The sequence below is a fragment of the Streptomyces sp. CB00455 genome, from assembly GCF_001905445.1.
GTDB lineage: Bacteria > Actinomycetota > Actinomycetes > Streptomycetales > Streptomycetaceae > Streptomyces.
This window is the reverse complement of the sequence record NZ_LIVQ01000001.1, coordinates 1-11736: the sequence shown is the minus strand read 5'-3', so window position 1 is coordinate 11736 and position 11736 is coordinate 1. Positions and strand designations below refer to the sequence as shown.

10 protein-coding genes and 5 pseudogenes are annotated in these 11736 nt (G+C 68.9%); 9 read left to right on the top strand and 6 right to left on the bottom strand.

The genetic code is table 11. From position 1 onward, the window contains the following. Positions 1–272: 272 nt before the first annotated feature. Positions 273–2141 carry a cellulase family glycosylhydrolase gene (locus AMK16_RS00075; RefSeq protein WP_242438481.1) on the bottom strand — a complete coding sequence of 623 codons (1869 nt, stop codon included), beginning with the start codon at positions 2139–2141 and terminating at the stop codon, positions 273–275. Positions 2142–2604: 463 nt separating this feature from the next. Between AMK16_RS00075 and AMK16_RS00065 the strand changes: the two genes are divergently transcribed. Then, a complete protein-coding gene (locus tag AMK16_RS00065; RefSeq protein ID WP_073906888.1) occupies positions 2605–3063 on the top strand; it encodes a hypothetical protein in 459 nt (152 codons plus the stop codon). Between the two features lie 342 nt (positions 3064–3405). On the opposite strand, the gene AMK16_RS36875 is transcribed toward AMK16_RS00065, so the two are convergent. Beyond that, positions 3406–3540, bottom strand: coding sequence for a hypothetical protein (locus tag AMK16_RS36875; RefSeq protein WP_338014396.1), 135 nt, complete (start codon positions 3538–3540; stop codon positions 3406–3408). A gap of 153 nt (positions 3541–3693) precedes the next feature. On the opposite strand from AMK16_RS36875, the gene AMK16_RS00060 reads away from it, so the two are divergent. The 4 genes and pseudogenes from AMK16_RS00060 (at position 3694) to AMK16_RS36865 (ending at position 5594) form a co-directional block, all read left to right on the top strand. Next, entirely contained in the window at positions 3694–4110 is a 417-nt protein-coding gene (locus AMK16_RS00060) for a hypothetical protein (RefSeq protein ID WP_073906885.1), read from the top strand. Positions 4111–4261: 151 nt separating this feature from the next. Beyond that, positions 4262–4456, top strand: a complete 195-nt coding sequence (locus tag AMK16_RS35635; RefSeq protein WP_143196764.1) for a hypothetical protein — start codon at positions 4262–4264, stop codon at positions 4454–4456. A gap of 99 nt (positions 4457–4555) precedes the next feature. Then, positions 4556–4972, top strand: a pseudogene (locus AMK16_RS36870) (AMP-binding enzyme); the annotation flags it as partial. A gap of 130 nt (positions 4973–5102) precedes the next feature. Continuing rightward, entirely contained in the window at positions 5103–5594 is a 492-nt protein-coding gene (locus AMK16_RS36865) for a hypothetical protein (RefSeq protein WP_242438658.1), read from the top strand. A 484-nt stretch (positions 5595–6078) separates the two neighbouring features. Here AMK16_RS36865 and AMK16_RS00045 read toward each other — a convergent pair. After that, positions 6079–6711: pseudogene (locus tag AMK16_RS00045) on the bottom strand (sigma factor-like helix-turn-helix DNA-binding protein); the annotation flags it as partial. Between the two features lie 528 nt (positions 6712–7239). Here AMK16_RS00045 and AMK16_RS00040 point away from each other — a divergent pair. Beyond that, positions 7240–7401: a hypothetical protein gene (locus AMK16_RS00040; protein ID WP_030964779.1), complete on the top strand. Its 162-nt coding sequence runs from the start codon at positions 7240–7242 to the stop codon at positions 7399–7401. Between the two features lie 359 nt (positions 7402–7760). Next, a pseudogene (locus AMK16_RS38260) lies at positions 7761–8040 on the top strand (transposase); the annotation flags it as partial. On the opposite strand, the pseudogene AMK16_RS38445 reads toward AMK16_RS38260, so the two are convergent. Beyond that, positions 8003–8125 (bottom strand): annotated as a pseudogene (locus AMK16_RS38445) (IS630 family transposase); the annotation flags it as partial. The pseudogenes AMK16_RS38260 and AMK16_RS38445 overlap by 38 nt on opposite strands. Before the next feature lie 222 nt (positions 8126–8347). Then, positions 8348–8782, bottom strand: coding sequence for a hypothetical protein (locus AMK16_RS00020; protein WP_073906875.1), 435 nt, complete (start codon positions 8780–8782; stop codon positions 8348–8350). A gap of 178 nt (positions 8783–8960) precedes the next feature. Between AMK16_RS00020 and AMK16_RS00015 the strand changes: the two genes are divergently transcribed. Together AMK16_RS00015 and AMK16_RS00010 are read left to right on the top strand one after the other, a co-directional pair. Further along, positions 8961–10397: a PP2C family protein-serine/threonine phosphatase gene (locus tag AMK16_RS00015; RefSeq protein WP_079191217.1), complete on the top strand. Its 1437-nt coding sequence runs from the start codon at positions 8961–8963 to the stop codon at positions 10395–10397. Then, positions 10394–10765, top strand: coding sequence for an STAS domain-containing protein (locus tag AMK16_RS00010; protein ID WP_073906872.1), 372 nt, complete (start codon positions 10394–10396; stop codon positions 10763–10765). Before AMK16_RS00015 ends, AMK16_RS00010 begins: the two co-directional genes overlap by 4 nt. Before the next feature lie 111 nt (positions 10766–10876). Here AMK16_RS00010 and AMK16_RS00005 read toward each other — a convergent pair. Next, a pseudogene (locus AMK16_RS00005) lies at positions 10877–11491 on the bottom strand (bifunctional DNA primase/polymerase); the annotation flags it as partial. Between the last annotated feature and the right edge of the window lie 245 nt (positions 11492–11736).

Genomic DNA, 11736 nt, shown 5'->3' with positions numbered 1-11736 from the left:
GCCGGCCGGCCCGGAACCCCCGAGGGGTTCCGGGCCGGCCGGCATCCGCCCGCCCGACCCGCACCGCTTGTTCGCGAGCCGGATGCACCGGCCGGCGCGAACCGCCCACCGCATGGACCGGATCCGTGACCAGGGCGGCACCGGCCTTCTCGGCGCGCACCTGGCCAGTCTCGGCGAGAACACCTCCCGGAAGGACGGCCCTGCCTCCACCACGGTCGGGCGTCTCGTGGCCGCGACCGCGCCGCGGCTTGGCGGGATCCGGACAACCAGTTTCACCCGAGGCCGGCGCCCGCCGCCCATCGGACGACTTCCTTCTGTACGACCGAGCGCTGCTCGGCCGTCGCCGGGGCGGCGCTGATCAGCGCGAAGTGCAGTCCTTCCGAGGCACCGAACAGGAGGATGCGGCGAGCGTTCGTACCGCCGGGCTCGGGGACGATGGCAATGGCTCCGGTGGTTCCGGGGCCGGTGACCGTTCCGAGGTCCGAGATGACCGTGGTCGTGGCGGGATCGAACCCGGCCGGCAAGTGCAGCTCCGTCGGCGCGCTTGCGCTGCCACCACGCCACACCAGCACGCCGTACGGCAGCCCCGAGCCGGTGAGACGTGCCGATTCCGGCATGCTGCCGGGTATCTGACTCCAGGTCGTGGTGGTGCCCGCGTCGCGTGAGCGGTCCTCGTAGAGGAACGCGAGCGTATGCCCGGCGACCGCGCTCGGGTACAGCCGGTCCAGGAGTCGCGCGTCCTGACGGAGCACAGGGGTGCCGCTGTCGTCGAGGCGTACGGCGGACAGGTCCTCGTCATTCCAGGCATCGCCCGTGGTGCGGATCTTGTTCGGGTTGTCGTTCATCGCCTCGTGATGGCGGCCGCTGTAGATGTCCCACTGCCACTGGGTCGCGGACAGGACGGGTCCGGCGGCGGCCGGGTTCTGCCACCAGGTGCGGCCGCCGAGGCCGCTGTCGAGCGCCTGGTACTGGCCCTTGACGACGGACGGGGCCTTGTCGGAAGACGTGCCGGTCAGTGGATGGCCGAACTCGCTGACGATGGCGGGGGCATTGAGGGCGGTGGACCGGTTGCGTACGGAGTTGAAGTCTGCGGTGTACTCGCCGTCCTTGGCCTTGGAGAGGTTGAAGAAGCCCGACATCCGTGCCTGGTCGTAGAAGTGCGTGTTGAACACGTACCGCGGCCCCAGGGTTCCGACGCCGGCGAGGCCACCGGTCTGTTTCATGAAGGAGAGGTTGGAGTTCCAGAACATGTTCGGTTCGACGAGGGCAGGCTTGTCCAGCCAGCCCGCCGCGTCCATGCGCGCCCGGAACCTCTCGTAGAACGGCCAGAGGCGGCCCTGCTCCCAGGCGGCGCCGTCCTCGCCGCTCGCGTACTGGCCTGCGTAGGGCTCGTTGTAGGGGTCGAAGCCGGCGATCCCCGCGAACTCCGCCCCGTCCAGATGACCCGCGAGGTACGCCATGGTCGCCTGGGCGGTGTCGAGGAAGGCTTCCTGGATGCCGTTCCGGTCGGCCCAGAAGTCGCGCATGGCGCTCTTGACCGTCTGGTTCTGGGTGATGTTCTGCCCCCAGTGGGCGCAGATTCCACAGGACTCCCGCGGGTAGGCGCCCGCTTGGACCACCCAGCGCGGTGCGCCGTCGCCCGAGTACCAGCTGTCCTTGTCGAAGACGTAGCGCGAGAAGAGATCCTGGTGGAAATCGGGATACACGCGCAGCCCCACGGCCAGGAACTCCCTTATCTGCGCCGTCACCCGGCTCAGATAGACCTCGTCCACCTGCCCGCGCACGGGTTCGGCCGCCGTCCATGACAGGAGGAAGCGGACGGAGTTCGCTCCGCCCAGTTCGCGCATGGCCCGGGCCGACTTCCGCGCGTCCTCGACACTCGCGAAGGGCAGGCCGCCGTTCTCGGCGAGTTTGGTCTCGCCGGAGACGTTGAACCCGCGCAGCACGACCTCACGTCCGTAGCCGTCGAAGAAGTGCGTGCCGCTGACACTCACTTCGACCGCCCGCGCGTCGTACGTCGGCGCCTCGGCGGCATGCGCTGGGACTCCCGCGAACAGAGAGGATGTGGTGAGTACGGCGAGCACCGCACCCCACGCCCATCGACCGGAAACATGCGGCTCGCGCATCGCCTGGGTCATCATGAGGGCACTGTCAGGCCAATCTGATGAACCGTCAACCACGCGCGCGTGGGGGCCACGCACAACCAGCCATGGTCGAGTACGGCACGCTGCACCTTTCGGCCGGAAGGGGCCGTGTGGGCTTCTTCCAGGGGTCGTGAGGTACGCCGAGCCGCAGGAGCCTGTGGTGAAGGTCGGTGGGCGACTGCGCCGCATCCTGCCGGCCGAGCTGAACGCGGTCGGCTGGCTCGATGGGTCCAGAGCCTGCGTGGACGGCTCCCACATCCGGGCGGGAAAGGGGCGCCGACACTGGCGCAACTGGGGGTGCGGGCCCAAGTCGCTGTGGGCACGGGCGAGATGGCCACGGGGCGGACGGGACGAGTTCAGGCCTTGATCAACTTGCATTTTGATCACATGTGAAATATCACATGTCATACCCACTGTCCGGGGATCCCTGGACGGTGCTTCATCTCAAGGAGGGCCACCCATGAACCGCTTAGCTCTGCTCGCCGCAGGCACCGCAGGTCTGGCCGTTGTCGCGATCACCCCGGCCGGCGCCACCGCGCAGTCGGCCGACAGCGTCGCGACCGTCACCTCCTGCGGCCGCTCAGGTCTCCAGGCAGGCCTGTCCACGCGGGTGTGTGCCGCGGTCACCGGTAACACCGTCGAGTTCTACGGCACGGTCGGCTTCGCCGGTCCGCCCTCCCAGGGCAGCCCGGCGCCCGCCCCGAAGGAACTGATCACGACCCTGTCCGCAGAGGTCCTCGGCAGCGGCACCGCGCCCAGCACCCAGACCAAGTCGGTCATCTTCACCTCGTCGAACCTCGAGGTGCACGGCCTGGTCACCACCGCCCCGTGCGGCTCGACCATTCGCGGCACCTTCGGCGCGGCCTCGTTCCCCCGTCCCGCCAACCCGGTGGTCCACGAGGTCACCATCACCTGCTGACTGCGCGACGCGTACTCGGCCCCGCGGCGCTGCGCCGGGTCGAGTACGTCGTCCCAGGCGCGACCCCGTCAGGCGCCGGGCCGCTTTGCCGTCCAGCCGGCTTCGAGGAGTTCGAAGGCGCGGGTGACGGCTTCCCGGGTGCTGCCGGTGGCGTTGCCCTGTGCGACGCGGCGAGCCGATAAGCACGAGCACGACCCCGAAGTATTCCCGTAAGGCCAGGAGCCGGACCAGTCGGGTGAAGGCGTCCTTGCGGCCGTCACCAGCTCTGGTGACTGCGCCACAGATCGTCTGCGGCCGGCGAGCGGGGCCGGTGCAGCGCCCTGACTCGCCGGTGGACGGCACTCAGGATGTGCGGCGCCTCGGCTGGGCCGGGGCGAGCCGGAACGAGTCGGTTCCGGTCTCGACGAGGTGCGCGTTGAAGGTCACCCGGTCCACGATCGCCGCGTAGAGCCGGGGTCGGTGAAGGTCTGCCTCCACTCGGAGAACAGGGCGTTCGCGGCGATGGCGATCGTGCATCGCTCCTCGCGTCCGGGGCGCGAGCCACCCGGTCGGGCTCTGGCATGTTTTCTGCAAGCGCAGTCAGCCTGCGCTCCGTGCCGGGTGCCGGGACCACTGATTACAGTGAGCCGCATGGACATGCAGAGGATCGTCGCGGTGCTGGCCGAGGAAGCCGAGCAGCAGATCCAAGACGGGGTGTGGGAACTGGCGCCGAAGGAACGCGCGCTCGCTCGTGAGGTCGAGGCCGGCCTGCGCGACGCTGTCGGCCCGCCGGACACCCAGGAGACGTTGCCGCAGATCGACCGGCTCGAACACCTGCGGGAAACGCTCGCCGTCCTGGCGATCTCCCTCGCTCGCACTCATGGCCGCCTGGCCTGGTTCCTCTCCGGTGCCATCCACGCCCTCGAACCGGTGTTGCGCTGGCGCGCCCTGCCTGCCGGCCACGGCGGCACCTTCGGCACTGTCCTCCCGGCTCCTGACGAATACACGGAGGCGGAGGAGGCCGTCCGCCGCCTCCAGGACACCCTTACGCGGATCACTGCCGTGTAGTTGCGCGCCGGCCCGACATCCCCTGCCAGGGGAAGGAGCCGGTGGCGCTGCGCCCTAAAGGCCGCAGGTGTTGATCCAGCTACGCTTTCGCGAGTCGGCCCGTGCGCCGACCGCCAACCGGGCACAGCCCGTACCGACGCAGGGGGATCAGATGACCGCCAGGAACACCGCAAACACGGCAGCGCCCATGCTCGTCCACGACCCGGCCCAGCCCGTCGTCCTCTTCACCGACGAGGCATCCGCCGTCATGAACGCGCTGCCAATCCCGGACCGGCATCTGCCGTCGCCGCTGGAAACCTTGACCTGGCAGGAGCCCCCCGCCCTGGAGGACGAGGACGGCGCGTAGGGGGAGGTTCTGGCGGGGAAGACTGGGCCTTCGACCGCTGTAGCCGTGAAGCGGGTCATTTGGTCGTGCCGCTCTCCTGCTCGCAAGCTCATACTGGCCGAGCACGCCTCGGTTGCCGAGGCGGCGGCCGTGGTCCGGGAGGACCGCGTGGGAGAGAAGCGGCTCGTCGCTTATGTCGTCCCGGCCGACCCCGGCGGGGGCGTGGATACCGCCGCCCTTACCAACTTCGCCCGGCGCACCCTGCCGGACTTCATGGTCCCCTCGTCCGTCATCGTCCTGGACTCCCTGCCGATCACTGCCAACGGCAAGCTCGACCGCCGGTCCCTGCCCGCCCCGCAGACCACCGCCACCGCGGCGGTTGCACCCCGCACAGCCTGCGAGGAAATCGTGTGCGCGCTGTTCGCCGAGGTGCTGGGGCTCACCCGGGTCGGCGCCGACGACGACTTCTTCGCCCTCGGCGGCCACTCTATGCTGGCCATGCGCCCGGTCTCACGGATCCGCAGGGCGCTAGGCGTCCGCTCGTTCCTGCACTTCATCGGCTACTACGAATGGCTCAAGAGCACGAACCGGGACGAGGGCGTCCTCTCCACCGTCCGCCAGGAGATCACCTGGACCGAACGCATCCCGGCCGGAGGGAAGGAACCCCATGATCCGCCCCCTGCGCGCGCTCACGACGGCCGCAGCCCTCTCCCTGCTGACGCTCCAGCTCACCGGGTGCGGCGCCTCCAGTGCGGTCGAGCGCTGCATCCCGCACGAGGCCACGGCCGCGGGCGGCAGCGAACTCGCCGGCACCTACCGGGGCAAACGCGACGCGGAAGGTGTCAGCCTCTTGCTCTCACTCACCCCCGGCCACAACGGCGGCACCCTCACGGCGGAGAACTGGCCCACCGGCAACTACTACCGCGCGGAACTGGGCACCACCTTCAAGGGCTCGGGCACCTGGGAAATCGACATCCCCTCGAACCCCAAGGACCATCCCCTGGTCCACCTCTACTTCACCCAGCCGCACGACTGGATGTCGGGTGACACGGTCGACCGTCTGTCCGTCGCCATGGACTCCACCAGGACGGTCCTCTACGAGAAATCCGACCCGGACACGTGCCCGAACTTCCGCCTGGACCTCATCAAGACGAGCTGACCGCTCATGCACACGGCCGTCGACCGTCTGGTTCCGCTCGTCGCCCGCGCCATCTGGGACACCGTCCTGGGGAAACTCGCAGACCAGGCCGGGCGCGGGTACTTGTTCCGCCGTCGGACCAGCGAGTACGCGAAGAACCTGATCGGCGCTCCCGGTCTCTTGCACACCGGCCGCCGGACGGCCTGCCGACAGCGTCGAGGCCGCCTGCGAGCGACGTGGATCGTCGCATCGATGCGAGTCCACACCGATCACCATCTGATCGCCCAGACGGCGGGGCTAAGGGCTGTCCCGCAATCCCCGGCGGGCGCACGACGCCAGCTACAGCGCCTCGCCGCGTTGTCGGAACGCCCCGATACGCCCAGTATGAGGGCGCCCCTCCGCCTTGCGATGCAGCGCATCTGACGCCGTGCGCTGGTCTACCGGGGATTACGGGACAGCCCTTAGCCTCAGCCGCGTCCCCGGCGAGGCTTTCGCCGGTAGTGAGTCACACCGGGTCCGGCAGGTCCATGAGCGCGAGTTTGGCTGGGTCCACCACGGCGGTGATCTCGGTGATGTGGCCGTCGGTAACAGTGAAGGCGAGGAGGGAGAGCGAGGTGCCGTCCTCGCTCCAGGAGATCACGCCGGGGCGGCCGTTGACGGTCACCGCATGTCCTCGTGCCGCGCCGCCGGCCACTCGCGCGCGGGTGGCGACTTCAGTGGCTCCGAGCGTGACGAACGTGCCGTTCGGGGTGTGGACGGTGAACTTCACTTCGGGGTGGAGAACCTGCAGCAGCTGCTCGAACTGACCGTCGCGGGCCGCGGCCAGGAAGGCTTGGACCACTTCCCGTTGTGGTCGACCGGCACTTGCCGGTTGCTGGGCGACCTGTATCCTCCTGCGGCCGCGGCTGGCGAGCATTTTGGTCGCGTCGGCGGATTTTCCGAGAATGGTGCCGATCTCCGCGAAGGGCACGGCGAACACGTCGTGCAGCACGAACGCCAGCCGTTCGTCAGGGCGCAGCGAGTCGAGGACCGTGAGCAGCGCGAGGCCGACGGAGTCCCCGAGTGCCACAAGGCCTTCCGTAGCAGGAGCGTCGTCGAGCATCACGGTGAATTCGGGTAGCTGGTCGTCGAAAGAGACTCCATTTGAAAAACTCGGTCCCTTCAGTCCCTCCCCGAGAGTGATTGCCTTCGGGTATGGGTTTCGCTCTCCCTGGGGCCGCTGAGGTCGATGTGCGTGGGGTGCACGAGTTGCCATTGCGGCGCCGTGTTGGCCTGGCTGCTCCTGTTTGGTCCCAAGACGCCGGGCTTCGCGCCGTGTGCTTCGGGCGCCGTCGAGCTACTTGGCGGGCGGCTGAACCAACCCTTCTCCACGAGATTCCGTGCCCGCCCGTCGGCCGCACGGGCTCTCGTCCTACCCGCCCCACTTCACCGCAGGCGGCCCGGTCATTACGGCATGTTGCGTCACGTCAGCGAGGATCTCCACCAGAGCGGCGCCCCCTCGCTCGGCCCCGCCCCATCGTCCGCGATCCGAGTGAGAGACGACCCGGAGCCGGTGCGCGGCCGGCGGGCGCATTCTCCTGCCCACCTGCTGAAATAAGAAACGCATAAGATTTGCATGCATGCGCGCAGGGTGGCCGGGCACTAGGTGCCTCGGAGGTTGATAATCATGGTTCCCCTGCTTCTTGTTCTTCTGCTCGCTCTGATCCTTTTCGGTGCCGGTTTCGCGGTGAAGATCCTCTGGTGGGTCGCGATCGCGGTGCTGATCCTGTGGCTGATCGGTTTCGTTGCCCGCCCGAAGGGCAGCAGCGGCCGCTGGTACCGCTGGTAGCCGCATGCCGACAGCACGGTCCTGATACGACATGGTGGTGGCCTGCACCCTTACGAAGGGTGCAGGCCACCACCATGTCGTCGTACCCGGGCACAGGCACGATCCGGCGTACCGGATGAAAGCGGACGCCGGGGGTATCCGGGGGGATAGCCGGGGCGGTCGCCGTGACACAGCAGGGAACCTGCTCACCTCCAACGATCGACGTCCGTCCCGGCCCTGGACCGGTGAATACCGCTGCGTTCTTCGTCAAGCCTGTGGGCAGCCTCCGCCCCGGGTTACCTGTCCGCGACAGTGCTCGCAGCCGCGCAATATCCCCAACACGGAGCCCAGTGAAGGTGTGATGGCCGACCCGAAGGAGTGCTCGCCGACTCGGAGACGACACGGCCACCGTCACCGCCCGGCAGCTGCGCGAGCTGACGATCACCGCAGGTCAGTGGCAGGTCGGCGACCCGGAAGTCCTTGTCATCGCGGACGCCGGATACGACGCAGCCCGCCTGGCCACCTCCTGCGGGACCTTCCCGTCCAGGTCCTGGCCCGATGCGGTCGGACCGGGTCCTGCACCGGCCTGCACCCCAGCGGCAGCCTCACACCATGGAACGTCCGTCCCGGCACGACGGCGAGTTCGTGTTCGGGCAGCCCGCGGGACGCCAGGCATCATCGGCAGGACGGGTTGCGAGCGGTCCAGGACCTTGATCTGCGACTTCTCGTCCACGCAGAAGACCAGTTGGAAGCGCCTTCGGCGCAGGCAAGGAGAGTCCGGCACCGAAGAGCCCACGCCTGCGGCCTGGAGCGACGCCGCACCCACCCCTCGAACGGCGCCCCGTTCCTCGCCGGACAGGATCAACCCGGCCTTCGACCGCCCAGGACATGGCACAGACCCAGCCCGGCTCGAGGGCCGCGACACCAGGGGAAGCACTACCAGCACAACGCCCCTCCGCCGAAGGGGTCACCGTCCACAAATGACTGCACAGCCCCACCCCTGATGCCATCCGCTACAGCCGCCCCGGCTCGATTGCCGGGGCGGCCGGGCACGCAAACCATTCATCGTGCCGGTGATCTGGGAGATCTCCGCGGCTCTGTCGTTGATGGCGTGGGACAGCAGTGCAAGTCCGCCGTCACCGGTCACGGCGAGGCCGGCCTTAATCTGTTTGAGGTCAGGGCGGCGGTCTTTGGAACGGCCGTGCTTGATGCGGGGATACTCCTCGTCCTGGTCCTCGGCCGGGTAGGCGTCGTAGAGCGATATACATGTCATGTCCCAGTGGAACGTGGACACGTCGATGCCGAACTCACCCATCGCCCGCGCCGCGATCCTGTCGGCGATCTCGGCCAGGTGCGGGGCGATAGCGTCCAGGGCCCGTCCCAGACAGTCATCGTCGAGCAACTCCGGCTCGTCGTGTCCGGGGTTTCAGCTTCCAGTCGTACGCCGACGTCGTCCGCGACGGCGTCGCCCACAAGCAGCGCGAAGCCGTTCTTTCTGTGGCTGGTTTCATGACGGCAGGGGGCTGGTCTACGCTGCCGAGGCGCGGACCGTCCGGGTCGGCGGGCAAGGAGAGGCAGACATGCCGCAAGCGGGACACGCCGCGCCCCCAGCCGGGGAGCCGGTGCGGCGGGCGCTCAGCCTGGCGGAGGAGGCCAGCCGCTTGGATGCGGTGCGGCGCTACGACATCCTCGACACCCCTCCGGACGGCGCGTTCGACCGCGTAGCGGCGTTGGCGGCCCGGCTGTTCAAGGTGCCGGTGGCGAGTGTGACGATCGTGGACGAGGACCGGATCTGGTTCAAGGCCATCCACGGCCTGGAGGGCGTGAGCGAGATCGGGCGGGAGCCGGGCCTGTGCGGCTCGGCAGTCCTGTCGGATGAGGCGTTGGTGATCCCCGACACTCTCATGGACCCGGTCGCCTGCGACAACGCGCTTGTCACCGGTCCGCTGGCGGTCCGGTTCTACGCCGCGGCGCCGATCATCACCGGCGACGGGCACCGGCTGGGCACCGTCAACATCCTCGACACCAAACCGCGCCTGATCACCGAGGAGGACACAGCCACCCTCGTGGATCTGGCCGCGATCGTCCTCGATGAGATGGAGATGCGCCTTTCGGCTCTGAACGCGCTGCGCACCGAGCAGGAGCGGCGCATCGAGCAGGAGGAGGCCCGGCAGCGCGCGGAACAGGACAAGATGTCCATCGCGGCGTTCGCCGGCGCGTTGCAGCGCACTCTGCTGCCGCCGGCGCTGCCGGTGGTGCCCGGTTTGGAGCTGGCCTGCCACTACGCCACCGCCTCCCCGCAGGACGTGGGCGGCGACTTCTACGACGTCTTCCCCCTGGACGGCAAGAGGTGGGCGTTCTTCCTCGGGGACGTGTGCGGCAAGGGCCCCGAAGCCGCCGCCCTGACCTCCCTGACCCGCTACACCCTGCGCGCCGCCGCCCTGATCGACCCCGACCCCGACGTGGTCCTCACCTCGCTGAACACGGCGCTGCTCCTCGATGCGGCAGTCGGCAGCCGGTTCTGCACCGCCGTCTTCGGCGTCCTTGAGCCGCACGAGCAGGGAGGCTTTACCGTCACGGTGGCCACCGGCGGGCACCCCCCGGCCTACCACCTGCGCGGCCAGGGGACGGTGGAGGCGGTGCAGCCCAAGGGCGGCATGCTCATCGGCGCCATCGCAGGCGCACACTTCGCCTCCCACACCATCCACCTCGCCCCGGGCGAAGGACTGCTGCTCTACACCGACGGGCTGACCGAGGCCCGCCTTGCGGACGGCGAGATGATAGGTGACGAGGGCCTGACCGGCTTCCTTGCCGCCCGCACCGCGCCCGTCAGCGCGACGGCGGTCATCGAGGACACCATCGCCCTCATCGACGCCACTCCCCACGGCGCCGGTGACGACGTCGCCCTGCTGGCGCTGTCCGTCCCCCTCGCCGACGCCGCGGTGGACGGTTTCACCGCCGCGGCGACCGCCCACACCATCGCCCCCGCCGGCGAGATGCCGGAGAGCCGACCGTGACCGACTTCCGCCTCACCGCCCAGCACACCGACGGTGATCTCGCCGTGGCCCACGTCTTCGGGGACCTCGACTTCGACACCGCCCCCCACGTGCGCAGCCAGGCACTGGCCCTGATCGAGCAGGGCCACCGCCACCTGCTCCTGGACCTTGAAGCCGTCACCTTCTGCGACTCCTCCGGTTTCAACGCCCTCATCGGTATCTACCGCTGCGCCAAGGAAGCGGAGGGCAGTGTGACCCTGGCCGCCGTCCCCGAACGGCTCGAACGGCTGCTGAACCTCACCGGCCTGAGCACCCTGCTGCCCGCCTACCCCACCACAGCCCACGCCCTCAACGCCCACACCCGCAGCCGGAACACCGCCACCGCGTAACCCCAGGAGGTGGCCGCCGCAGACGGCGGCGGCCACCTCCTGGGCGTGTTGGCGACCGGCCCACCGTCGCCGGCGACGAGCTGCTGCGTGCGGCGCGCGACATGTTGCCCAACCGGGCCCACAGCATCGAGACCGCAATCTGGTCGAGGCTCTCGCCGAGCACTGCCAGCGACGGCCGTCGGTTGCCCGGTACCAGACGTGCATTCCGCCTGAGGGTGTGCGTACTCGCAGGGTCGCTTCGTCCTCGGCGGGGGAGCGTTCGCCACAGAGTGCTGCCAGTACGGTCAGGGAGTGGAAGCCCGTGCGCAGGCCTCGCAGGTCGACGGCGTCGCTGACCGGGATTCCGGGGAGGAGTTTGTCTCGGTGGGGGGCTTGGGTCTCGTGCGCGTCGATGTCGACGACGACGAGGTCGGCTGGTCCGCAGGCCACTCCGGGTCCCATGGATGGGTTGCTGGTCCACCACTGCTCGATGCGGGAGTAATCCAGGGTCGCGGCGTGGAAGCCATGGCACCAACGGCCTGCCTGCAGGCAGGCGCAGTTCGTGTGGGTGTGGCCTGGTTGGGTGCAGTTACTGCAATTGGCGGGAGGCGTTTTGCGGCCCGCGGCCAGGGGGTGAACGGGCCAGCCGTTACTGGCGCACCATCGCCCGAGTCGCAGGCCAGCGACTGAGCGCCCAGGGGTGGGCTGCCCTGAGTCGCTGCGCGAAAACCGCAGCTCAGCAGGCATGCACTTCCCCTCACAGCGACTGAAGCGACTCAACAACGAACACAGACCAGCGAAGTCCACCGGGAAGCGTGTGCAGCGTGTCGAGGCTGCTTGGCCTGGCGTGTCGACCCGGGGGTCTACGAACGTTCCGGAGCGACTCAAGACGCAAGCAGAGCGACCCACTGACTTCAGAGGTCGTTTCGTCCCGTTGTTTTATCCCGGGATCGGTTGTTTGGTCTGTGGTGTCGGGTCGCGCCAGGAAATGG